A 23779-nucleotide genomic window follows, 5' to 3' on the forward strand; every position below is an offset into this window, starting at 1 on the left:
GCGTGCGGTGCGCAGGACGAACGCGGGCTCGGCAGCGCAAAGGCGACCTCGCGTGACGCGTTGAACGACGGCGATGTCCGGCATGGTCAGCCTTCCCCGTAGTTGGCCGGCGCGGCGAACGGCGGATGGCCATGGCGTCGCGCGTGGATTGCGAACGCCCACCGGCGCGCATTGCATGCGCTTCCGGCTGGCCCTCGCGACAGTGACGTCCGAGCGTGAGCGGACGCATCATAATTTGTGAATGGCCGAAATTCTCGAAGCAAACCAGCGAAAAGGCAACCCGACAAAATCGAATGTACCGATAAATTCCTCTGATAACCTGCCAAAAGTTGAAATGTTCCAGTTCGCAAAACACGAACGGCAAGAAATCTGTACTTTTGTGTACGTTTGCGCTTCGAAATTCGTCGCTGTTTTGGCGTCGGGACAGGGATTTTCACCATCCGTTACGCGTCTGATTCAACGTGCATTAAATTGCGATCCGCACAATCGTCTGGGGTGCGCGAGCCCCGCTCATCTACGCTTATGATCGCAAGGACGAACTGGCAACAATGCTTTCCCCGGGCACCCACCATGACCACTGAACGGACGGACCCGCCCCCGGCAAGCCACCCTGTCTCCGCTGACCGGGAGGACGACGGCGTCTACCCCGCGGTTCCGGAGCACAACTTCGCCGTCCGGCGCGTGACGCTGATCGGCCTCCTGATCGCGGCGATCGTGCTGCCGTTCGTCTACGTCGCGATCATGGCGTACAACGATCTGCGCAACCGCGAGGCCGACGCGACCGACATCACGCTGCGCACCGTGCGCGTCGCGGAAGAGCACGCGCTGAAAGTGTTCGACATGAACGAAACGCTCGACGCGCAGATCGTCGACCTCGTGTCCGGCCTCGACGACGACGGCATCGAGGCGAGCGAGCCCGAGATCCACGCCAAGCTGCGCACGATGGGCGGCGGCTACCCGCAGGTCGCGGCGGTGTCGATCTTCAGCCGCGACGGCAAGCTGCTCGCGAGCAGCCGCTTCTATCCGGTGCCGGACGTGTCGATCGCGACCCGCGAAGACTTCACCGGCATCCGCGCGGGCCGCGCGCTCGATCACGTATCGAAAGTGATGGTCGGGCACGTGGCGGGTGAACGCGTGTTCAACACGGGCATCGCGCGCCGCGACCCGGACAATGGCTTCGACGGCGTGGTGTCCGTCGCGCTGCGGCCCGGCTACTTCAGCGCGTTCTACCGCGAGCTGCTGGGCGGCGAAGACACGCCGATGGTGATGGGGCTCACACGCAGCGACGGCGCGATGCTCGCGCGCTACCCGGGCGGCGGCCCCAACGAGCCCGATGCCGTCACGCCGCACACGCCCTTCACCGAAGCGCTCGAGAACGGCCAGCGCGGCGGCGTCGTGCGGATGCACTCCGACCTCGCCAACGACAACCTGATCCTCGCGTATCGACGCGTCGGTTCGTACCCGGTGTACGTGTCGTGCGGCTACCGCACGTCGGCGATCTGGGCGGGCTGGTATCGCCATCTGAGCGTGCTGATCCTGTCGATGTTCACGCCATCCATCGTGCTGTGGTGCGTGATCTGGCTGTCGCTCAAACGTCTCGCCGCCGAGGAGGAAGCGTGGGAGCGCTGGCAGGCCGAAGCGTCGATGCGCCGCTCGATCGAATCGGCGTACCGGCAGTCGCGCAAGATGGAGGCGCTCGGCAACCTGGTCGGCAGCGTCGCGCACGACTTCAACAATCTGCTGATGATCGTGTCGTCGAACGTGCAGATCGCGCGGCGGCGCGGCGCGCTCGGGCTCGATCGCGAACTCTCCGCGATCGAGCGCGCGCTGAAAGGCGGCCAGTCGCTCACGCGCCAGCTGCTCGGCGTCGCGCGCAAGCAGCCGCTGCGCAGCGAGACGCTGTACGTGCACCGCTGGCTCGCGTCGTGCCGCGAGCTGCTGCGCGCGTCGCTCGGCGCGAAGGTGTCGCTCGTGATGGACGTCGGCGACGACATCTGGCCGATGCGCGTCGACGTCGCCGAGCTCGAGCTCGCGCTGATCAACATCGCCGTCAATGCGCGCGACGCGATGCCGAGCGGCGGCCGCTTCACCGTGCGCGCCGGCAACATCACGTTCCGCCACGAAGACGGCTTCCCGCTGACCGGCGACTTCGTGCAGATGACGCTCGAAGATACCGGCGTCGGCATGCCGCCCGATGTGCTGGCGCGCGCGTTCGAACCGCTCTTCACCACCAAGCCGTCCGGCATGGGCACGGGGCTCGGTCTGCCGCAGGTATTCGCGTTCTGCGAGCGCTCCGGCGGCCTCGCGACGATCGACAGCGCGATCGGCGCCGGCACCTCGGTGTGCCTGTACCTGCCGCGCGTCAGCGCGACGCCGCCGCAGGAACAGACGGAGGAGCCGAAGCGCGTCGAGGAACTGGCCGCGCCGCAGGGGCTGCGCATCCTGCTCGTCGAAGACAACGACGAGGTCGCGGCCGGTACCGAAGCCCTGCTGCAGATGATGGGCCACAGCGTGAGCTGCGCATTCAACGCGGACACGGCGCTGCGCCTGATCGACGCCGCGCGCACGCGGTTCACGGAGGCCGGCGAGCCGTTGCCGTTCGATCTCGTGATCTCCGACATCCACATGCCGGGCAAGCTGAACGGCATCGATCTCGCCGAAGCGGTGCGCGGCTTCGAGCCGAAGCTGCCGGTGATTCTCGTCACCGGGTACGCAGAGGAGCTGGACCGCGCGCGGCAGGTCGACGTGCGCGTGCTCGCAAAACCGTTCGATATCGCGTTGCTCGACCGCATCCTGCAGACCATCCAGCAGGATCTGCAGCACGCGGATTCGGCGGGGTGACAGGCGGCGGATCTGGTGCCTGAGCTGGATTGACGCTGGAGCGCGGTGCCGTTTCCAGGTCGCGGCACGAAGGTTGCGCTCCTGTTTCCTGTCACGAAAGCGCGGCGGCGTGCCGCGCGTTCGCATCGATCGAGAACATCGGGAGACAGCCATGCGACACACCATCGTTGCCCTGTTCGATACCTATGGTCAGGCGGAAGAAGCGCGCAATACGCTGGTCCGCTCCGGCTTTGCGCCCACCGATATCGAACTCCAGGCGCAGCCCGAACCCACCGCCGATACCACCGTCAGCCACCCGCCGGGCGTGCTGGCGAGCATCGAACGGTTCCTGTCGGGTCTGTTCACGTCGAGCCGCGGTGCGATGGACATGGAGCGCTACACGGAAGCGGTGCGGCGCGGCGCGGTGCTCGTCTGCGTGCGCGCGGCGAGCGAATCGCATGCGGAACTGGCTCGCAATGCACTGGCGGAACTCGGCGCGCTCGACATCAGCGAGCGCGAGCCCGGCTGGGATGCAGCGCCGGACGATCCGGAAGCGCGGCGCGCGCATTCCGTGCTCGACGAACTGGGCGTCGGCAATCCGGTGCCGACCGTGCGCGACGTGCTGCGCGAGCGCGAAGAAGAGGTGCCGGTGGCGCGGGATACGTTGCCCGAGACGCGGAACCCGCGGGACGCCAACGAAGTGCGGCCGTCATCCCTTGCTGCCGCGCCCGGTTTCGCGCCGAACGACGACCTCGCGACTCAGGCCGCGATCGCCGCGGCGGGCGCCCCGGGTGCCGGCGCCGTGATGGGCGCCGAAGGGCCGCCCACCGTGCACGTGTATTCGGGCTCGGCGACGGCGAATACGGCGGGCGCCGAAAGCCGGCCGGCGGAAGCGGCCGGTGCGGGCGCGACGGGGTATGCGGCGACGAGCGCGCGTGTGCCACCCGCTGCGGGTTCCGACGCAGAGGCAGCGGCTATGCCTGGCGCATCGTCGTACGGTGGACCCGCGGCCGATGCGCAGTTGCGCACGTCGTGGTCGTCTTCGCCCGAGGACGAGAATTTCGGCAGTTCGGTGCCGGACGAATACCTCGAGTACGAAGAAGATTTCCGCAGCCACTACGACGACCTGTACGCGCAGGTGGATACGCAATACGAGGACTACCGCCCGGCTTATCACTATGGCGCAAACATGGCCCGCGACGAGCGCTATCGCGAGCGTTCATGGGACGACGTGGAGCCCGAGGTGCGGCGTGAATGGGAAGCGTCGCCATCACGTTCGGGCGATACGTGGGAACGGTTCAAGGCAGCCGTGCGGCATGGCTGGGACCGCGTGACGGGGCATCACCACATTTGAGGATTCGCTTTTGCGCCGGCTTCTCGTTCAAGCCGGCGGCGGGTGATTCACGTCGCGACGTGGATAACCCGCGCTCGCACGAAGATATCCACAATTTCTCTGGACAACCTTGTGGATAAGTCAACTCTTTGCCTTGTCAATCAAGCAAACCATCGGGCGGGCCTGTCCGGCAGCAATTGCAGGTCCTGGGCATGTCGGTTGCGCATGCTTCAATGCCGCGATCACATCGATCGCATGCCATCCAGGAGGAACCGTCATGGCTCGCGACCCCTCGCATCCGACCGCCCAACCTGCCGACGAAAAGACCACCGTCCACACCGAACACCCCGCAGGCCAGCCCTACGCGGGCCGCTCGCACGATGAGGCGGTGGCGGCGCGCAGGCACGAGCGGCAGCGCGCGCAGGAACAGCCCGGCGGCGGCATGGCCGTGGAAGGAACGGCCCCCGACCCGAAGCATTCGTGCGGCGAACTGTCGGACGCCGGCAAGCGCGTCTGGCAGACCGGCAGCGGACTCGACGGCGGCGGAAAAGCGTAACGTTTGCGCGTCGCGCCGCTGAGCAGTGCGTCAGGCTGTGGATAAGACGAATGGGCGTCGTTCGTTGCGATGCCTCCTGCTTCGCAGAAAGGCGATTTACGTCCGCTATTTGTGTCTGCTTCCCGATGCCTTGTCTTCCTTGCCTGCCTTGTCTTAATTGCCGAAGAAAACCGAGCACCAGGAGGCGGGTCCCTGGCATGCGTTCGCGGACTGCGAGGTAGCGGCGTTGGCGCTACCGGCGAAAAGGGTCATCAAGGCGGCCGCGCTTGCGGCGATGAGCATGCGTTTCATGGCGTGTGTTCCTGTCTTTGCTGAGGCGCCGCCTCGGGGCACGAGGTCGCGCGGAAAGGGTGTGACCGATCGGTACGCGGAGCTTATCGGTGCCGGGCGATCGGAAACACAGCGAAGGCGTTAGAACACTCTTTTTCGAATTGCAATAATCGCCACCTTGGATGGCCATCAATCTGGCCAAGGTTGAGTCGCTTCAACCATTTAGCTTTGATCGGGCGTAGCATCTTCATGATTTTTGCAATAATAAATTGCCGGCATCGCTGGCAATCGGACGGTGGTTGTGCGTCGTGAATTCACCGTCATTTGCGGGTCGTTCCGCCGACCAATGCAGATTGCGTTGATTGCGTTGGCTGATCGATGTCTCGACCGTTCTCCGCTGTGGTAGCGTGGCAGCCGCTGCGCCGGCGCCATCCGGCGCGGCGCTTTCCGACTTCCGCGACCTCCGCCGATGAATCGTTCCGCTTCGTTCGACGACCCCGTCTATCTCGCCGGCCTGCGGCGCGATCTGTTGCGATTCGCGCGTCTGCAATTGCGCGACCGCGCGGCCGCCGAAGATGCGGTCCAGGAAGCGCTCACCGCTGCATGGACGCAGTCCGACCGATTCCAGGGGCAGTCAGAGCACAAGACGTGGGTGTTCGGCATCCTGCGGCACAAGCTGGTCGACACGCTGAGGGCGCGACAGCGCACGATCAATCTGTCAGCACTCGAAGCGGAGCTCGACGACGAAGCGGCGCTCGACCGCGCGCTCTTCAAGGCCAATGGTCACTGGACACCGGAGGCCAAGCCGACGCGCTGGCCGACGCCCGAAAGCGCGCTGCAACAGCAGCAGTTCTGGGCGCTCTTCGAGATGTGTCTCGGGCATCTGCCCGAGCACATCGGCCGCGTGTTCATGATGCGCGAGTTCCTCGATCTCGAGACGGCAGAGATCTGCGCCGAACTCCAGCTGACCGCCAATCATTGCAGCGTGCTGATCTATCGCGCGCGCCTTCGGCTGCGCACCTGTCTCAGCGAGAAGGGCCTTTCCAGCGAGGATGCGAATGGGGAAATGTAAAGACGTGACGCGCCTGCTGTCGGATGCGCTCGACAGACGGCTGAGCGCCGGCGAGTGGCTCGCGATCCATGTCCATCTGCCGGCGTGCAGCGGCTGCCGCAACTATCGGAAGCATATCGGCCTGTTGCGCGCCGCCGCGCGCGCGACGAGCGGACTTGATGAGGGCGGTCATGGCGGCGCCTGAACGTGCTTTGAGCGCGCGTTGTTCCGTCAGCGTTCGCCTGGCGGAGTCGAGCTGTAGCGCGTGAAGTACGCGGCGTGCGCCGCTTCGTCGACGTGCGGGTCGCGACGCTCCTGGCTCGCCGGGTTTTTCGCCAGCATCGCCCGCGGACGGACCGGCCGGCGTTCGAAGTTGCCGCCGCAGTTCGGACACACGTTGCGCAGCACGTTCCGCGCGCAATGCTCGCAGAACGTGCATTCGTACGTGCAGATCATCGCATCGGGCGCATTGGGCGGCAGGTCCTTGCCGCATGCCTCACAAGCTGGGCGCAGTTCGAGCATCGCTGGTCCTTGGGGGTGGTGGTGGTCGATCGCTATTGTGGCGGCTTCGCGGGGTTTCGACCAACGCGCGCCCTTGCCCTTCCTCTCCGGCTGAATGCGGGCTCAGGTCAGCGCGTTCCACAGAACGAGCGTCAGCACGAGGCCCACGACCGACACGATCGTCTGCAACACCGACCACACCATCACGGTCTGCTTCAGCTTCAGCCCGAAATACTCGCGCACCATCCAGAAACCCGCGTCGTTCACGTGGCAGAAGAACACCGAGCCTGCGCCGATGGCCAGCGCGAGCAGCGAGTTGTGCGTCGCGCTCAGACCCGCGACGACCGGTGCGACGATACCCGCGGTCGTGGTCGTCGCGACCGTCGCCGAGCCGGTCGCCTGGCGCAGTGCCACGGCGATCAGCCACGCGAGCAGGATCAGCGGCAGATGCGAGCCGACGGCGATCTTCGCGATCGTCGTGCTGATACCGGCGACGACGAGCGCCTGCTTCAGTCCGCCGCCCGCGCCGATCGTCAGCAGCAGCGCGGCGATCGGTGGCAGGCTCTTGCGCAGAATGCCGCCGACGCGGTCGCGCGCCATCCCTCGCGACCAGCCGAGTGCGACGATCGCGAACAGCACCGTCAAGCCAAGTGCAACGAGCGGCTCGCCGAGAAAATCGAACGCGTCATGGAGGAAGGTGCCTTTCGTCAGCCACAACCGCGCAACCGTGCGCGCCAGCATCAGCAACACCGGCAGCAGGATGGTGATCAGCGAGAGCGCAAAGCTGGGCGCCGCGATGTCGTGCGATTCGGCCGTGAAGAGCTTGCCCATCTCCTCCGGCTCTTCAACGTGCATACGCTTTGACAGCCAGATGCCATACACCGGTCCGGCGAGCACCACCGCCGGCAACGCGACCAGCAGACCGAAGCCGAGTGTCATGCCGAGATCCGCATGCAGCGCGCTGACGGCGATCAGCGGACCCGGATGCGGCGGGAGCAGCGCGTGCAGCGTGGTCATGCCGGCGAGCGCGGGAATGGCAATACGCAGGATCGGTTGCCCCGAACGGCGCGCCATCACGAAGATGATCGGCACCATCATCACGAGGCCCACTTCGAAGAACAGCGGCAGGCCGATGATGATCGCGACGAGCGCCATCAACCAGGGCAAGGTGCGCGGCGTCGAGTGCTTGAGGATCGTCGACACGAGCTGGTCGGCCGCGCCGGAGTCAGCCATCAGCGCGCCGAGCATCGCACCGAGCGCGATGATGATGCCCACGTCGCCCAGCAGGCCGCCCGCTCCTTTGCTAAATGCGCCGGCAACCGCTTCCAGCGGAAGACCCGCGGTGAACCCAGCGACAAAGGTACCCACGAGGATCGACAGGAATGGCGCAATCTTGAGCACGCTGATGCCGATGATGATCAGCGCAAGTCCGACGACGCACGACAGGATGAGTTGCGTGTCGTGCGCGGACCACGACGCAAGTGTTGACGTAAGCACGGTGTCCTCTAAAGAAGGGATGAACTGTCGGTAAGCCTTGTGAAATCAGGCCGGATTGTAGCGGCGAGAAGGGCTTTGTCGCTTCACGGCTGACCGCTTTCCGGCTGCTGGCTGCCGATTGAAGCAGCCATCTGGTGTGAACTTCGTTCGGCAAATGGCGCTTCTTGCTCGACCGACGGGCGTGATTTCGCGTCAGGCGAACAGCACGTCGACATTCTCCGGCGGACGACCGATTACCGCCCTGCCGTCGCGCACAACGATCGGTCGTTGCAGCAGAACCGGATGCTGTGCGATCGCTTCGTATAACTGACTATCCGTGAGCGCCGGGTCTGCAAGGCGCAGTTCGTCGAATTCCTTTTCACTATTCCGGATCATGTCGCGAACCGGGCACTTCAACATTGCGTTGAGCTTCTTCAGTTGCTGCACGGTCGGCGGATGCTTCAGGTATTCGATGATTTCGACGGGCTCGCCGTGCGTGTTCAACGCTCCGGCACGTTCGCAGGAGCCGCGGGACTTCGAGCAGCGCGGGTTGTGGTAGATCGTGATCATTGGAATGGGCGAGGGGTTGGATTCGATTGTTGGGTGTTCAACGCTCGCGCGCTGGACTGGCGGTGCGTTGGGATTGTATCGGGCGCGGCGAGGGGTTGAGCGCTGGCGATGCGTGCGCGGTAGAGGTGGGGCATTCATCGAGGTCCTCGCGACGGTGGCGGAGGTCGATGCTGCGCCAGGTCGCGCACGAGTCTGCGACTGGTTGTGGCTTCCCCGGTTGAATGGGACGTTATTCGCAGAGATGGACGCAGGCGGGGCCGCACACTCTCCCGTTCGTTTAAGCCCACGGTGTGCGACCGACTTTATGCGCATAAAGAACGTTGCGTTGGCGTGGGGCGAGCGCTGCGCTCGGGGAGTTCTCCACCCGCCGGAAGATCGGCGTAACGGCGGCCGGTCGATATTCGGCTGGTGTGCTGTGGGGAAAAGGCCGTTCCACCTCGTCGTTCGAACGAGAAACCCGATGCGTCTGAACTCCGTCTCTTGACCGAACGCGTGGTGGTCGAAGGTCGACGTCCTTCGGCACGCATACTTTTGATGACTGCGACTGCGACTGCGCCTCCGTCAACCGGGCTCGAGAACGTCGCGTAGCTCACTCGCCCATGACGGCCCGCCGCCCTCCTTTATGCGCATAAACCTTATCCGAATGGCCAATTTGTCATCATCGCCCGCGAAACTGATTGCGATAAAAGTTCTTCAAGGTAAAATTCAAATGCGATCAGTAAAGGGGGTGAAGAATTGGCAGCAGAAATCATCGCTGTAACTCAACAGAAGGGCGGCGTCGGCAAAAGCACGATCGCGATGCACATCGGTGCGGCCTTTCATGAGCGCGGGAAGCGCGTGCTCGTCGTCGACGCCGACGGCCAAAATACCCTGATTCACTGGGCCAGCGCCTCGTCCGACACCGACTCCGGCATCCCTTTCCCGGTCGTCAATCTCTCCGAGGCCGGCAGCCAGATCCACCGCGAGATCAAGAAGTTCGTCGCTGACTACGACATCATCGTGGTCGACTGCCCCCCGTCGATCACCGAGAAAGTCTCCGGCGTCGTCCTGCTTGCGGCAACGATCGCGATCATGCCGACGTCGTCCTCGCCGGCGGACTACTGGTCGAGCGTTGGACTCGTGAAGCTCGTCCAGCAGGCGCAGGTCATGAACGAGGACCTTCGTGCCGTGTTCCTGCTGAACAAGACCGAGGAGAAGCGGATGCTCACGCGCGAACTGAAGCGCGCACTCGAGGAGCTCGGCTTTCCGTTACTCAAAACCCAGATTCCCACGCGCGAAGCCTACAAGCAGGCGATGGCCCTCGGCCAGACCGTCCTGCAAATGAGCGACCGCGGCGCCAAGCTCGCCAGCATCGAGGTCCGGGCCTGCGCCGACGAAATCGCCGCCATGCTCCCGTGAATTTATGCGCATAAAGGACCCTGAATGAAATCATCCCAACTTGCCAAAGGCTTCCAGGCGCGCCCGGATTCGACGAGCAGCGAGAAGCGAACCGCCCTCGATCGCCTCAACGCGATCGACGGACTGGTCCAGACGAAAACGCCGACGCGCCCCGAAATGGCCGTGAGGTCCAACACCCCGCTCGCGATTGCGGAGCCCGACGAAAGCGAGGCCGCCAGCGAAAACGAGTCGGCGCAATATCGCGCGTGGCGTGTCGAGCATGGCTACCGGCCCGGTCAGGTGATCGAGTTGCCGTTGAAGGCCATCAAGCACAGCCCGTTCAATCCGCGGCACTTCTACCTGAAATCGTCGATCGCCGAGCTGGCTGTAAATCTGGCGAAGCAAGGCCAGCAGCAGGCTATCCACGTCATTCCCGATTACGACAATCCCGGCTCCTACTTCGTCAGCGACGGCGGGCGGCGTGTGCGTGCGCTCAAGGAAGCCAACCACGAGACCGTCAAAGCGCTCGTCATCGATCTGCCGATCGGTATCCAGAGCTACAAGCTTGGCTACGACCTGAACGTCCAGCGCGACTCGCAGACGGTGTTCGACAACGCCATCGTCTGGAAGCGGTTTCTCGACGAACAGCATTTCCAGAGCCAGAAGGAACTGGCCGAGCATCTGGGGCTGGACGAATCGACGGTCGCGGTGGCGCTATCGATCGCGAAGCTCCCGGAAACCATCATGCAGGAAATGGTGACGCGGACCGATCGCTTCGGGTCGAACATGGCCTACCAGGTCGGGCGTTATCACGGCGCGCGCGGCACCGACGCGACGTTGCGCCTCATCAACAAGATCCTGTCGGACGATCTGAGCACGCGTCAGGTTGCGGATATCGTGAAGGGCAGGGCGAACGCGCAGCAAAGCGCGAAGCCCGCAGGTCGCCAGCGCTACGCCCAGCGACTCGATATCAAGCTCGATGGCGTGTCGGTCGGTGACCTGAAATCGTACGGTGACGATCGGCTCGAACTGCGGCTGCGCGGTCTGACGAAGGAGAAGCGGGACGACATCTTGCGGCAGATAGAACAGATGCTGCTCCCAGCGAAGTAATAAAAAAGCCGGCAGAGATGCCGGCTTTTCTGTCACTGGGGACGATCCGTCAAACTGTCCGCGTCTGGTTCAACGTGAACGACAGCAGATCGCCGTCGGTAGGTTCGCCCCAGGTCTTGCGCGCAAGCCAGTCGAAGAACGCGGTTTCGGTGAGCTTCGATTCCAGACCGCGCCGACGCCAGTCGTCACGCATGTGAGTGCCAAGTCCCGGCAACTCATCTTCCTCGAACGATCGACGGGCAGTCTCGCGCTCCAGTTCACCCTGTTCGTCGTAGAGCGACTGTGCTTCCTTGCGCCGGAACGCCGCATATTCGCCAAGCAGACGCGCCTTCAGATCTTCCGCCGGCGCGCCGGCCAACCGGCCGCCGCCCGTTGCAGCAGCCGAATCCACCGGCGGCGCGTAACCCTTCTTGAGCGCGTCCTTGAACAGCGCGGGCGCGCTGCGCACCGGCGGCAACGTCGTGCTGCGCATGCGCTGCTCCGTCATCTGAAGCGCCGCCCGGATCCGGTTCTCCTCGCTATCGGCGTAGAGCGTCTGCGCTTCCTTCAACGGAATCCCGATCTTGACCATGCGATCGACGAGCGTGCTGTCGAAAACGTTCGGATGTTCGTCCAGCGCGAGCATCGGCTGCTTGCGCTCGGTCACGCGGAACTGGATCTCGGCGACGCGGCGCCCTTCGCGGTGTTCGATCAGCTCGACGAAAATATTCGTGACCGCGTTCACTTCGGCGATCGCGGGACGCAGATAGTCGCGCTTGAAATACTTGTATTCGCGCTTCGCCTCGTCACCCGCTTCGGTATCCGGCGTGCCCGACAGGATCGGCCGCCACCATTCCCAGGTTTCGCGCATCGTCAGATGGCTGGGGTTGGTCAGGTAGCGAACGCAGATTTCGTACAGCGCGAGCCCGGCGCTGCTGCGCAACTGGCTCTGGAACTGCAGACTGAGACGGGCGTACTGGACCGGGTCGAGCAGCTTCTTCTTGATCTTCGGCGCGAACGAGAATTCGACCCATACGCGACGCGTGGCCGGATCCTCGAGAATTTCCGCATCCGCGATCAGCGTGGAGATGCCCCACTTGCGGCCGGGCTTCTGGCTCGACGTGCCGCTGCTCCATTCCACCTGCACCGACACCATCCGCCTCAGGTGTTCCTTCACGAGCGCGGTATCGTTCGAATCGAAGGCGGAGTTGGCGACGATGTCCGACAGCAGCGCACGATAGGTGTCGCCGTTCTCGTCCGCCTGCTGGGCAACGGCGAGCAGCACATTGAAGAGCTTGCGCGTGAGCAGCGTGATCTTGCCGCTCTTCGGCTGGATTGCGATCGCCTCGACGGCTTTGCGCAGCTCCGCCGAACTTGGGCTCACGACATCGGTTTTCTTGGCGCGCTTCGTAGCCATACGTCGGATCGAGGTGGATTTCGCGAGAGGATACCGGCTGCGGTGATGTGCGTCTATAGGGACGCTCTCACCGATTTCCGGTGATCCGGCTTTGCGAGCCCCGACTCACCTCGGGCCGTCCCGAAAATGCTCACCTCTGCATTTTCGGTGTCCGCCTCCTGGCGCGCGCCGTGTCCGGAGCCAGGAATTTGCAGGGATTCCGGCCGCGGACAGAACCACCCCGTCGGGTCCCGTATCGCCTCACCTTTATCTATCGTCGCAAGTTGACGACGCCTATCGGGCTGGAATGGTGCGTGCGCCGCGCGCGAGGCGTGCACCGATCGTTTCTCCCCGCCTCGGGCAGCCATCGATGGGACTCGTGAGGTATGCAGGCTCGATCGGCGCACAGTCCGGGTTTCGAGTGAGCGCGTGGCCCACTGCCTGGGTGGGCCTGCCGAGCGGCATACCAGTGCCCCTACGCCGGCTCCAGACGTCCACTTGGTCCTCCTCGAGCACTCACTGCGTGCAGGACGGTGTGCGTCCCACGCTCGCCCCAGAAATCGGCGCCAGGCTCGCCAGGCCAAGGCACCGCCGCGCGCTTCGACCAGTCGACAGATGTTCCAGCCGCCCATCACGGTGACTCCCATTACTCGATTTCACGCACCCTCGGCTCAGGCTCCTGAAAACTCTCACCTTGAGACGCCGACAGCGTCCGTCCACAGGACGTTTCAACGGACCGGACCATTTTTCTACCCGCCCAAAGGTCCCGAAATTCCTCACCTATGCCATTCGGTCCACCGAATGCGGCAGTGCGGAAGCGCCGGATCCGCCATTCCCGCAAACGCTCACCTTTCTCGGCAACGCGACAAAAAGATAATTATTTCAATGATTTAGTGAGAAATTGAGTCTCGGACAATACCCGCTCGCGAAGAAAACCGCCTCCCGAATATTCTCACCTTTGGCTATCCGACCGTTTCCATGCCTTCGGTCCAGGATGGCGAAGCAGCCCCGAAAAACCTCACCATTGCCGATCCGGCCAGCGAAAATCGCGATGAAAACATCACCACGCAGCCTGGGTTTGCGGGCAGCTTGCCTGTTAACTATCCCGAAACTCCTCACCTTTAGCCAAAATCGGCCTCATTTCCGATCCCGAAAATCCTCACCGGAAGCGTTCCGACTTCCAGCCGCCCGGCCGCGGGCCTCACTCCCGCATTCCCTCACCTCAACGCTAAACACCTGCAAAACCAGGGGTTTTCCATCCAGCAGGCTTATCCAGATGAGCGTCGTCTCCCGAAAAATCTCACCTTTGCGACAGTCGCATGCGGGTTTCCGGGGATTCGCCCCTGAAAAACCTCACCCGGCAGCCCCGTTTTCTCCCGAAAACGCTCACCATTGATAAAAAACGAGGCGCGCAAGCCATTTGTCGCACTGCAAAACCGGGCCCCGAACGTTCTCACCCAGGTCATTCCGGTCGCGAGCCGCCCTGTAACGGTGCATCAAGGCGCGCAGCGGTGCTCACTCCCGAGGATTCTCACCTTTGCCGGATCGGCCCCCGGCGAGCACTCCCGAAGCCGCTCACGTTCTTTCCCGCACCGACTCACCATGTTCCCCGAACCCCGTCACCGTCGAATCCCGCAGGCTCTCACCACCACTCCCGGAAAGCTTCACCCTGTCGCCCGCAAAGCCTTGTCTGGTAAGGCTTAGCCGTGGCGTTAACGTTTTTAACAAGGGTTCAAGGGTGTTTACTTCTATTACTCTCAAGCGCTACGCGCGAGAGCCTTCGAAAAACCCCCTTGACCACCAGACTCTACGTTCAACGCCTATCCGTGAAACAGTGTCAAAGCGTCGCTCTACCTTAAATAACGCTTTATAAACAGAAGCTTGTAGACTATTCTTCGATTTGTTTCACGGAAATTTCAAGGACATAGTCCTCGAGGACCAACGCGTCGCCTTGAAAACCATGTCCACGGCCATTCAGTCTTGTCGGACGAAAAAATCGTAGCAAACACTACGTAAATTGTTATGATTCTTCGAACCTGCCACCGATGAGGTCCGAATGAATCTGGATGAACAACGAAACGCGATCCGTCAGGAGCTGGAAACGATGCGCGCTGCCGGCGCCCGTCGGCAGGAACTGTCGCTGCATGCATGCAAACGGCTGTTCTTCGATCTGGGTGTCCGTCCGTCGCTGGCCGCGGTCCGCGATCTGACCCAGACCGGCAGCGCGAGCGACATCCCCAAAGACATCGATCACTTCTGGGAACGTATCCGCGGCGCATCGAAAGTGCGCGTCGCGTCGGGTTCGATCCCGAAAGCGCTCGAAGACCGCGCGGGTGAACTGCTCGGCGCGCTGTTCGAAGAAGCGGTCTCTCACGCCCGGACATCGCTCGAAGACGAACGCGCCAAGGTCAAGGCGCTGATCGCCGAAGCTGAACAGAAAACGCGCGACGCAGAAATTCGCCGCGATGTATCCGATGAAGCCGTACGACGAGCTGAAGCTCGCGTCGACAGCGCGCTGGACCGGATCCGCACGCTCGAAGCGCAACTCGCGAACACCAGCGGCCAGCACCATAGTCAGCATGAAGGTCTGCAGCACGTCGTCCGACGGTTCGAAGCCGATAACGAGGCGCTCCAGAAACGGCTCGACACCGAGCAGACCACCAACGCGACATTGCGCGACCGCGTCGACGAGCTGCATCGCGACCTGCGTCATAGCACCGAGCATTATGCGCAGCAGATCAAGGATGCTGTCGCGGAGGCCGAGCGGCGGGTGAAGCCGATGCTGGTCGAGCTCGACTCGCTGCGCAGCATGGCGACGACCTACCAGTCAGGCGTGAGAGATGCCAGCCGGAAAGAGTTCGACTTCATCCAGCAGCTCGCGGCCGCCAAGGCCCGTGGCGACCGCTTCGAAGTCCAGTTGCACGAGCAGGCCGATGAAATCGACGCGTTGACGCGCGAGCTCGACACCTTGCGCGGGCATCAGAATCTCGACCCTGCCATTGCAGCATTGTTGTGTGAGCTCGCCTCCGCCGGCCGCCTCTCAGTCGACGAACTCGCCCGCGTCGGTACGATCGCCGATGGCCACGTCGCGCTACCCGCGCGCTGCCCCCGTTGCGATGAGGGGGAGCCCGAGTTGTCCCAGGTCGATGGTCAGTATGAAGTGCTGTGCCCGGACTGCGAGCACTCGTCGGGTACGGGCGATTCGCGGCTCGAAGCGGTCGTGCGATTCATGGCGAATGGCGAACTTTCGCCGTCTGCGGCGGGCTGAATCGTGAAAAAAATGTGACCGGATAGCGATTTCTGGACCCACATATCCCGAAAGGTGAGACGCTGCGGGACCGCAAAGGTGAGCATTTTCGGGACTTCGAACGACTGAACGTCGCACCGGCTATGAGGTTCGCAGAACGGTCCGACGAAGCGTCCCGCGCCATTTCCTCACACATTTTCAGCGTCGACGCTGTCCGTGCGCCGTTCGAGCCACGTTTTCCACGCGCGATGCAGCCGGTTCGACGATATCGGCTGGACGAATCCCAGCCACCGGCCGACCTGCTCAGGGTCGACGCCGCTTTCGAACAGATCCGCGGCGAAGCTGTTGCGCAACGTTTGAGGACTCGCGCGTTCCGCGCGCGCGTCCGCGATGCCGGCCGCCTCGGTCTGCGCATCGATCGCGCGCAGCATCGTGGCCTTGTGCATCGGCCGCCCGGAAGGCGACGCGGGAAACAGCAGATCGCCGGCCAGCTCCGCTGCGCCGCGTTCGTCGAGCCACCGGTCAAGTAGCGCAATCGCGAACGGCGACAGGCGGGTGCGGCGCGTGAATGCCGGATTGACCGCTTCGATCGTGACGTCGGCTGAACCTCTCTGCACGCAACTAACCGCGAGTCTGCGCGCCTCACCGGTTTTCAGCCCGCCGCCGAGAAACAGCGCGACCAGCGCGCGGTCGCGCATCTCGCGCCAACGTTGCGCGGCCGTCAGCATCGTCAACGGGGAGAAGAGCTGCGCGATCAGCCGCGCGCGTTCGTTCGACGTGAGGAATCCGGTCGGTTCGTTGTCGCGCGTGTCGCGCCATGCTGCTTCGCCATCCTGAGCAATGAAACGCGCGGGGTTCACCGACGCGAGTTCAATATCGCGGACGTGATCCAGCACACGTTCGATGAGCCGCAGATAGCGGGCCCGCTGCGTTTTCTTCACCGACAGACCGCCGACGAAATCGGCGATCGTCAAACGGTCGACGGTGGTCAGCGTCTTCTTCTTCGCGTGCATCCAGTCGAGAAACAACCCCCACTGCGCGCGGTAGACATCCGCGGACGACAGCCGGAATTGCTGCTTCGCGAGCCACGCGTCGAACGCCGAACGCGGATCGCGTTGCCAGTCGGCGCGTTCCTGATCGAAGAGATCGGCTTCCGGTCTGGCATGCGGCGAAGTGTCCGGCGTGGAAGGTGTGGGCATGTCTATCTACCGGTTAGTTGCGCAGATTCGACATCGACCGGCCCCGGATGTTCATGGACCTGGCCACGGAAAAGCGCACGCAGCCGTTCAACCGCCCCATGGCCGCGAACGCCGCGTCGGTTTAGCGCGTGGCGGTGTCTGCGCGGCTTCGCGTGCCGCTTCCTCATACGCAGCGACGGCAAAACCGAACACGGCCGGTAACGCATTCGACTGCCCGAAATCCACCGGTTCATCCGTCTCTGGAAACGCGAGTCCGCCGGGTCGTTCGAATAGCCCATGCATGACGTCGTCATAGCGACTCGCGAAACCGAGGTCCGCGAGCGCCTCCGCCTCGATTGCGTGTAGCAGACGCCAGGTGAGCGGGACGTGCTGCACGATATAGCGCGCAGCGATGTTGCGCACGATGCGCTCGAGATCGCGCGCTGCCTGTTGATAGCGCAGCGCGGCCAGTTGAAGTTCTTCGTTCTGTTTTTTCATGATGGGCCTCGGAACAAGCCGCTGTCACTGTATGAATATACAGTATCCGCGTGCGGACCGGTAGCAGAAAAAACCATCTCCCGAATCTTCTCACCGACTCCCGTATTTCCTCACCTTTCCCGCTCAGCCGTGGATCACGACCAGCAGCGCTTTCGCCTCGCTCTTGCCGGCGTTGCGGATCGCGTGCGGTTCGTCGGCGACGTAGCGTGCAGTTTCCGCGAGCTTCAGTCGCCGCGTCGCGCCGGCCGCTTCCACCTCGATCGATCCATGCAGCACGGTGAGATGTTCGCGCGTGCCTGGCTCGTGCGCGTTCGAGACCAGCGCGCCGCCCGGCGCGAGCGTAAGCTCATACCACTCGAACTTGCCTGCGAGTTCGATCGGGCCCCACACCCGCAGCTGATAGCGCGCGTCATGGCCGCTCAGCGTCGGGATTTCGTGCGGACCGGATACGGCGATTGCTTCAGGCGCCTTGGGCGCCGCGAACAGCGAATCGAGGTTGACGCCGAGTGCATTCGTCAGACGCCACGCGACGGCGATCGTCGGGTTCGCCTTGTCGCGCTCGATTTCGGAGAGCATCGATTTGGACACGCCCGCCGCGCGCGACAGATCGTCGAGCGTCATGCCGCGTTCGCTGCGCAGCCGCTGGATCTGTTCGCCGACCCGCGGCGGCGCGGCCGGAGCAGGCACGGACGAGGGCGGAGGCGACGCCGGCGCACGCCGGCTGGCCGAACTTGCCATTTGCTGACCTATCGTTTAGAGTTGTTCGATATACCGAACTTGAGTTCGGAAAATCGAAAATATTCGGTAAACCACCAAAACCAACTATAGCAGGCTAGCCGGCCCGCAACCCATCCAGGAGTCTGACTGATGCGTGATACTTTCCTCGCCCATCTGCGAGGCACTCTCGACCAGATCCGCAGCGACGGTTTCTACAAGACCGAGCGCGTGATCGCGAGCCCGCAGTCGGCGGACATCCGCCTTGCGGCCGGTGAAGACGTGCTGAACTTCTGCGCGAACAACTACCTTGGCCTCGCGAACGACGCGCGTCTCGTCGATGCCGCGAAAGACGGCCTCGATCGCGACGGGTTCGGCATGGCGTCGGTGCGCTTCATCTGCGGCACGCAGACCGTGCACAAGGAACTCGAAGCCGCGCTGTCGCGCTTCCTGCAAACCGACGACACCATCCTCTATTCGAGCTGCTTCGACGCGAACGGCGGTCTCTTCGAAACGCTGCTCGACGAGTCCGACGCGATCATCAGCGACGAGCTGAACCACGCGAGCATCATCGATGGCGTGCGGCTCTCGAAAGCGAAGCGCTATCGCTACAAGAACAACGACATGGCCGATCTCGAAGCGAAGCTGCGCGAAGCCGATGCGGGCGGCGCGCGCTTCAAGCTGATCGCTACCGATGGCGTGTTCTCGATGGACGGCATCATCGCGAACCTGAAGGGCGTCTGCGATCTGGCGGACCAGTACGGCGCGCTCGTGATGGTCGACGATTCGCACGCGGTCGGCTTCATCGGCGAACATGGCCGCGGCACGCCGGAGCACTGCGGTGTCGGCGATCGCGTCGACATCATCACGGGCACGCTCGGCAAGGCGCTCGGCGGATCGTCGGGCGGCTATGTTGCCGCGCGCAAGGAAATCGTCGAGCTGCTGCGGCAGCGCTCGCGCCCGTATCTGTTCTCGAACACGCTTGCACCGAGCATCGCGGCGGCATCGCTGACAGTGCTCGAACTGCTCGCGAGCGAGGAAGGCGCGCAGTTGCGCGCAAAGGTCAAAGCAAATGGCGCGCATTTCCGCAGCAGGATGAGCGAGCTCGGCTTCACGCTCGTGCCCGGCGAGCATCCGATCATCCCGGTGATGCTGGGCGACGCGCAGCTCGCGTCGCGAATGGCGGACGCGTTGCTGAAGGAAGGCATCTACGTGATCGGCTTCTCGTTTCCGGTCGTGCCGAAGGGCCGCGCGCGGATCCGCACGCAGATGAGCGCCGCGCACACGACCGAGCAGATCGATCGTACCGTCGATGCATTCGCCCGCGTGGGCCGCGAACTCGGTGTGATCTGAGTCAACGAAACCACGGCGAGCAGAAGCGAACCGCAGCGACCCGCAGCGACCCGCAGCAGACCGCCACGAACGGCATATCACACGCGACATGATCGGCCACAAGCCGGCCAGCCGCAGCAGCATGGAGAGAACAACAGATGAAGGCGCTTGCCAAACTCGAACGCGCCCCGGGGCTGACGCTCACGCGCGTGAAGAAGCCCGAAGTCGGACACAACGACGTGATGATCCGCATCACGCGCACCGCGATCTGCGGCACGGACATCCATATCTGGAAGTGGGACGACTGGGCGCAGAAAACCATCCCGGTGCCGATGCACGTCGGCCACGAATATGTCGGTGAAATCGTCGAGATGGGTCAGGAAGTGCGCGGCTTTGCGATCGGCGACCGCGTATCGGGCGAGGGCCACATCACGTGCGGCTTCTGTCGCAACTGTCGCGCGGGGCGCCGGCATCTGTGCCGCAATACCGTGGGCGTGGGCGTGAATCGCGAGGGCGCGTTCGCCGAATACCTGGTGATTCCCGCGTTCAACGCGTTCAAGATTCCGCCCGAGATCTCCGACGATCTCGCCGCGATCTTCGACCCGTTCGGCAACGCAACGCATACCGCGCTGTCGTTCAACCTCGTCGGCGAAGACGTGCTGATTACGGGCGCCGGGCCGATCGGCATCATGGCGGTGGCGATCGCGAAGCACGTCGGCGCGCGCAATGTGGTGATCACCGACATCAACGACTACCGCCTCGAACTCGCGCGCAAGATGGGCGCGACGCGCGCGGTGAACGTATCGCGCGAATCGCTGCGCGACGTGATGAGCGACCTGCACATGACGGAAGGCTTCGACGTCGGCCTCGAAATGTCAGGCGTGCCGACCGCGTTCACGTCGATGCTCGAGTCGATGAATCACGGCGGCAAGGTCGCGCTGCTCGGCATTCCGCCGGCGCAAACGGCGATCGACTGGAACCAGGTGATCTTCAAGGGCCTCGAGATCAAGGGCATCTACGGCCGCGAGATGTTCGAGACCTGGTACAAGATGGTCGCAATGCTGCAAAGCGGCCTCGACCTGTCGCCGATCCTCACGCACCGCTTCGCCGTGGACGACTATCAGCAGGCGTTCGCGACGATGCTGTCTGGTGAAAGCGGCAAGGTGATCCTCGACTGGACCACGGCCTGATTCAAACGTCCCTCTCTTTCCCAGCCGGGCGCATGATGTTCGTCATCCTGACGAACTACACCATCACGCGCCCGGCGGCGGTCCTTCGAATTCCGCCTGGATTCTCACGTGGACGTCATCGCCGACGGCGGGAAACCACGTCGTCAGGCCGAACTTCGACCGGCTGAAATGGCCGTCCGCTGAAAAGCCCAGTGTGTCCTGCTTTGTGAGCGGGTTCTTGCCATAGCCGTTGAACGTGACGTCGAGCGTCACGGGCTGCGTCGAACCGCGAATCGTGAGATTGCCGGTCAGCTTGCCCTGGGCGTCCGACGTGCGCTCGAACCCCGTGCTGACGAAGCGGATCTCCGGATTGCGCGTCGCATCGAACATATCGGAGCCCTTCACCATCGTATCGAGCGCGGGCACGTTCGTGTCGACGCTCGCGGCGTCGATCGTCGCGTTCACGCTGCTCGCGTCGAGGCCGCCCGGGTGCCAGTCGAGCTGCGCGGTAGCTTTGTCGAAGCGCATCGTGAAGCGCGAGTAATGAAAGTGATCGACGTCGAACACGATGCTCCAGTGATGCGCGTCCATCTGGTAGTGCCCGGCCGGCACGGCGGCTTCCTTCTGGCTGACGGTGTGCGTGACGACCTGCAACGGCGTGCAGGCGGTGGCCAGCAGCGCGGCGGCGAGAACAGTGCGAGTCAGTCGCAGGTTGGCGATCGGCATGAAAAGGGGCTCGTGAACAGGTTTCGGTCCGTCCCACGATACCGCAACGCTGGTTTCGTCGCATGACGGCGTGCGGACTGAAGTCGCTGGAAGCGAAGCGGGCCGCCACGAACGCGCCAAACAAACCCATTGACGCAGGTGGAACGATCGTTCTACCATGCACTGATCATGAGCATCTCGTCACGAACTCCCACCGAAACGAAGGCAACGAAGACGGACACGAGCGCGGAAGCAGGCGCGGACACCAGCGCCGCCGGCGCGCGCGGCCGTCTGCTGGCCGCCGCCGAAGCGCTGATCTACGCCGGCGGCATCCACGCCACGGGGGTCGATGCGATCGTCAAGCTGTCGGGCACGGCGCGCAAAAGCTTCTATACGCACTTCGAGTCGAAGGATGCGCTGGTCGCCGCGGCGCTCGAGCAGCGCGACGAGCGCTGGATGCGCTGGTTTATCGAAGGCACGTTGAAGCGCGCGGATGCGCCGCGCGAGCGCCTGCTCGCGATGTTCGACGTGCTGCATGAATGGTTTAGATCGAAGGACTTTCACGGCTGCGCGTTTCTCAATGCAGCAGGCGAGATCGCATCGCCGCACGATCCGATCCGCGTGGTCGCGCGTCAACACAAGGAGCGGTTGCTTGCGTTCGTGCGCGAGACGTGCGATGCGCTCTTCGCAACGCAAGACGAAAGCGGCGAACCGAAAGCACACGAAGCGGCCGCAACGGCGCTGTCGCGACAGTGGCTGATCCTGATCGACGGTGCGATCGGGGTTGCGCTCGTGAGCGGAAATCCAGACGCGGCGAACGACGCGAAAAACGCCGCACGGCCGCTGCTCGATGCAGCGTTGCAGCAAGACTTTAAAGCACCGCCCAAGCGGCGGACTTCCACGTCAACCCGTCGTCGACAGGACCAGTCATGAGCCAGCCAACCGAAAGCCGTCCGCCTTTACCGCCATTCACGCGCGAAACCGCGATCCAGAAAGTCCGCGCTGCGGAGGACGCATGGAACACGCGCGACCCCGAGCGCGTATCGCTCGCGTACACGCCGGAGAGTCGTTGGCGTAACCGCTCGGAGTTCATCACGGGGCGAGGCGAGATCGTCGGGCTGCTGCGCCGCAAGTGGGCGAAGGAACTGGACTACCGGCTCATCAAGGAACTGTGGGCCTTTACCGATAACCGCATCGCGGTGCGTTTCGCGTATGAATGGCACGACGATTCGAACAACTGGTTCCGCTCGTATGGCAACGAGAACTGGGAGTTCGACGAGAACGGGTTGATGGCCCGTCGGCACGCGAGCATCAACGATCTGCCGATCAAGGAGAGCGACCGGCTGTGTCGCTGGCCGCTCGGACGTCGTCCTGACGACCACCCCGGTCTCTCGGATCTGGGCCTGTAAATCCTCACCTTTCGCGACGGGCGCCGCATGCGTGCGACGCCTTTCATCGCGATGCCATCGCTGCGCGGCCAAGGTTAGCGCACGCGCCGTGCAAGTTGCTGCCAGACACATCCGCGGCGCTGTCGAATCCGTCCTCCACATCGTGCCTCCGCGTTGAGGTACAGTGCGCGACAAGCAATCCTCCCGAAAACGACACGAAGCAGCGCGCCGGCGCTCGACCGGCGGCGGAGAGAACATGCGTCTTCAGCAATTCGCAGGCAGGTTGACGGAGCACATCGCACATAACGTGAGGCGCGCGGCGCTCGTCTCGCTCACCGGTCTCATGTGCGCGCCGGCGGCGCACGCGGGAGACTGGTGCAGCGGGGGCGTATGGGTCGACGCGATGATGGCGTCGTATCACATCAACCCGCGGCCCGATACGCATTTCGAGGAGTTCAATCCGGGCCTCGGCGTGGAGTGCTGGCTCAACGGGCAGTGGGCCGTGACCGGCGGCGAGTTTCGCAATTCACTACGCCGCCCGTCGTGGTACGGCGGCGGCGTATGGGCGCCGGAGTTCGCGCACTTCGGCTTCGTGCGCGTCGCGGTGATGGGCGGCATCATCTCCGGCTACAACTACGGCAACTGGGGCCTCGGCCGCAATCATACGATCGGTCCGGTGGTCGCGCCGGTGATCATGACCAGCTACAAGCGCGTCGGGCTGAACATCATCGTCGTGCCGCCGATTCCTTCGGACAATCTGCCGTTCACGCTGGGATTCCAGGCGAAGGTGAAGTTCTGACGGATATCGATCGGGATTATTGTTCTTACCTGGCCGATTTGCACGATTTGCGGGAACAAAGTTCTTACCTACGCTGCCCGTCGGCTTCTTGCGCCTGTCCATCCACAGCGGGCGCGCTTGCCGATGCGGCCACCTATCGAATTTATAGTTCTTGTTTTTCTGTTTAGCTATCCGCGCTCTCACGGTGCTCGCTGATCGTGTCCCATGCTGGGACTTAGAAGCCTTAACAAAATGATGCCTGGGGCTGTTTACTTTCGATCGTTCCTGTTAACCTTTCCGTTGTTTCGACTGCGAAAGGGACATGGCCAAA

General features: G+C 63.4%; 23 protein-coding genes. 14 read left to right on the plus strand and 9 right to left on the minus strand.

Annotation, left to right across the window (positions count from 1 at the left end; genetic code table 11):
- Window positions 1-570: 570 nt before the first annotated feature.
- The 3 genes from DVS29_RS30425 (at window position 571) to DVS29_RS30435 (ending at window position 4709) form a co-directional block, all read left to right on the plus strand.
- Entirely contained in the window at window positions 571-2841 is a 2271-nt protein-coding gene (locus tag DVS29_RS30425) for a hybrid sensor histidine kinase/response regulator (protein WP_118184238.1), read from the plus strand.
- 151 nt (window positions 2842-2992) lie between these two features.
- Entirely contained in the window at window positions 2993-4174 is a 1182-nt protein-coding gene (locus tag DVS29_RS30430) for a hypothetical protein (RefSeq protein WP_118184239.1), read from the plus strand.
- A 256-nt stretch (window positions 4175-4430) separates the two neighbouring features.
- Window positions 4431-4709 (plus strand): hypothetical protein, encoded by a 279-nt coding sequence (locus tag DVS29_RS30435; RefSeq protein ID WP_118184240.1) that lies wholly within the window; start codon window positions 4431-4433, stop codon window positions 4707-4709.
- Between the two features lie 153 nt (window positions 4710-4862).
- On the opposite strand, the gene DVS29_RS37475 is transcribed toward DVS29_RS30435, so the two are convergent.
- Window positions 4863-5000 (minus strand): hypothetical protein, encoded by a 138-nt coding sequence (locus DVS29_RS37475; protein WP_164708021.1) that lies wholly within the window; start codon window positions 4998-5000, stop codon window positions 4863-4865.
- A 448-nt stretch (window positions 5001-5448) separates the two neighbouring features.
- Here DVS29_RS37475 and DVS29_RS30440 point away from each other — a divergent pair, with 448 nt between their 5' ends.
- A complete protein-coding gene (locus tag DVS29_RS30440; RefSeq protein ID WP_118184241.1) occupies window positions 5449-6051 on the plus strand; it encodes an RNA polymerase factor sigma-70 in 603 nt (200 codons plus the stop codon).
- The gene (locus DVS29_RS30445; protein WP_118184242.1) at window positions 6038-6235 is read left to right on the plus strand and encodes a zf-HC2 domain-containing protein; all 198 of its coding nucleotides are present in this window, start codon (window positions 6038-6040) and stop codon (window positions 6233-6235) included. Before DVS29_RS30440 ends, DVS29_RS30445 begins: the two co-directional genes overlap by 14 nt.
- A gap of 26 nt (window positions 6236-6261) precedes the next feature.
- On the opposite strand, the gene DVS29_RS30450 is transcribed toward DVS29_RS30445, so the two are convergent.
- The 3 genes from DVS29_RS30450 to arsC form a co-directional block, all read right to left on the minus strand.
- The gene (locus DVS29_RS30450; RefSeq protein WP_118184243.1) at window positions 6262-6552 is read right to left on the minus strand and encodes a DUF1272 domain-containing protein; all 291 of its coding nucleotides are present in this window, start codon (window positions 6550-6552) and stop codon (window positions 6262-6264) included.
- A 102-nt stretch (window positions 6553-6654) separates the two neighbouring features.
- Complete coding sequence (locus DVS29_RS30455) at window positions 6655-8028, minus strand: GntT/GntP/DsdX family permease (protein WP_118184244.1); 1374 nt, start codon at window positions 8026-8028, stop codon at window positions 6655-6657.
- A gap of 192 nt (window positions 8029-8220) precedes the next feature.
- On the minus strand, window positions 8221-8577 hold the full coding sequence (gene arsC / locus DVS29_RS30460; protein ID WP_118184245.1) for an arsenate reductase (glutaredoxin): 357 nt from the start codon (window positions 8575-8577) through the stop codon (window positions 8221-8223).
- Window positions 8578-9312: 735 nt separating this feature from the next.
- Here arsC and parA point away from each other — a divergent pair.
- On the plus strand, window positions 9313-9975 hold the full coding sequence (parA, locus tag DVS29_RS30465) for a ParA family partition ATPase (RefSeq protein WP_118184246.1): 663 nt from the start codon (window positions 9313-9315) through the stop codon (window positions 9973-9975).
- A 24-nt stretch (window positions 9976-9999) separates the two neighbouring features.
- Window positions 10000-11064 (plus strand): ParB/RepB/Spo0J family partition protein, encoded by a 1065-nt coding sequence (locus DVS29_RS30470; RefSeq protein WP_118184247.1) that lies wholly within the window; start codon window positions 10000-10002, stop codon window positions 11062-11064.
- Between the two features lie 49 nt (window positions 11065-11113).
- Here the strand turns inward: DVS29_RS30470 and DVS29_RS30475 are convergent, their stop codons facing one another.
- On the minus strand, window positions 11114-12460 hold the full coding sequence (locus DVS29_RS30475) for a replication initiation protein (RefSeq protein WP_118184248.1): 1347 nt from the start codon (window positions 12458-12460) through the stop codon (window positions 11114-11116).
- Between the two features lie 957 nt (window positions 12461-13417).
- Here DVS29_RS30475 and DVS29_RS37480 point away from each other — a divergent pair.
- Both DVS29_RS37480 and DVS29_RS30480 read left to right on the plus strand, forming a co-directional pair.
- Window positions 13418-13564: a hypothetical protein gene (locus DVS29_RS37480; protein ID WP_164708022.1), complete on the plus strand. Its 147-nt coding sequence runs from the start codon at window positions 13418-13420 to the stop codon at window positions 13562-13564.
- A 931-nt stretch (window positions 13565-14495) separates the two neighbouring features.
- Entirely contained in the window at window positions 14496-15707 is a 1212-nt protein-coding gene (locus tag DVS29_RS30480; RefSeq protein WP_118184249.1) for a DNA-binding protein, read from the plus strand.
- 167 nt (window positions 15708-15874) lie between these two features.
- On the opposite strand, the gene DVS29_RS30485 is transcribed toward DVS29_RS30480, so the two are convergent.
- The 3 genes from DVS29_RS30485 to DVS29_RS30495 form a co-directional block, all read right to left on the minus strand.
- On the minus strand, window positions 15875-16885 hold the full coding sequence (locus DVS29_RS30485) for a tyrosine-type recombinase/integrase (protein WP_118184250.1): 1011 nt from the start codon (window positions 16883-16885) through the stop codon (window positions 15875-15877).
- A gap of 87 nt (window positions 16886-16972) precedes the next feature.
- A complete protein-coding gene (locus DVS29_RS30490; protein ID WP_118184251.1) occupies window positions 16973-17362 on the minus strand; it encodes a DUF2471 family protein in 390 nt (129 codons plus the stop codon).
- 123 nt (window positions 17363-17485) lie between these two features.
- The gene (locus tag DVS29_RS30495) at window positions 17486-18100 is read right to left on the minus strand and encodes a helix-turn-helix domain-containing protein (RefSeq protein WP_118184252.1); all 615 of its coding nucleotides are present in this window, start codon (window positions 18098-18100) and stop codon (window positions 17486-17488) included.
- Between the two features lie 129 nt (window positions 18101-18229).
- Between DVS29_RS30495 and DVS29_RS30500 the strand changes: the two genes are divergently transcribed.
- A complete protein-coding gene (locus DVS29_RS30500) occupies window positions 18230-19429 on the plus strand; it encodes a glycine C-acetyltransferase (protein WP_118184253.1) in 1200 nt (399 codons plus the stop codon).
- Window positions 19430-19566: 137 nt separating this feature from the next.
- Window positions 19567-20598: an L-threonine 3-dehydrogenase gene (gene tdh, locus DVS29_RS30505; protein ID WP_118184254.1), complete on the plus strand. Its 1032-nt coding sequence runs from the start codon at window positions 19567-19569 to the stop codon at window positions 20596-20598.
- A gap of 63 nt (window positions 20599-20661) precedes the next feature.
- Here tdh and DVS29_RS30510 read toward each other — a convergent pair whose 3' ends face one another.
- The gene (locus tag DVS29_RS30510) at window positions 20662-21303 is read right to left on the minus strand and encodes a YceI family protein (RefSeq protein ID WP_118184255.1); all 642 of its coding nucleotides are present in this window, start codon (window positions 21301-21303) and stop codon (window positions 20662-20664) included.
- Between the two features lie 168 nt (window positions 21304-21471).
- Between DVS29_RS30510 and DVS29_RS30515 the strand changes: the two genes are divergently transcribed.
- The 3 genes from DVS29_RS30515 (at window position 21472) to DVS29_RS30525 (ending at window position 23469) form a co-directional block, all read left to right on the plus strand.
- On the plus strand, window positions 21472-22215 hold the full coding sequence (locus DVS29_RS30515) for a TetR/AcrR family transcriptional regulator (protein ID WP_118184261.1): 744 nt from the start codon (window positions 21472-21474) through the stop codon (window positions 22213-22215).
- Complete coding sequence (locus tag DVS29_RS30520) at window positions 22212-22691, plus strand: nuclear transport factor 2 family protein (RefSeq protein ID WP_118184256.1); 480 nt, start codon at window positions 22212-22214, stop codon at window positions 22689-22691. The genes DVS29_RS30515 and DVS29_RS30520 overlap by 4 nt, the downstream gene beginning before the upstream one ends.
- 235 nt (window positions 22692-22926) lie before the next feature.
- Window positions 22927-23469 carry a hypothetical protein gene (locus tag DVS29_RS30525; RefSeq protein ID WP_118184257.1) on the plus strand — a complete coding sequence of 181 codons (543 nt, stop codon included), beginning with the start codon at window positions 22927-22929 and terminating at the stop codon, window positions 23467-23469.
- Window positions 23470-23779 lie beyond the last annotated feature (310 nt).

The organism is Paraburkholderia phosphatilytica, assembly GCF_003443895.1.
GTDB classification, from domain to species: Bacteria; Pseudomonadota; Gammaproteobacteria; order Burkholderiales; family Burkholderiaceae; genus Paraburkholderia; species Paraburkholderia phosphatilytica.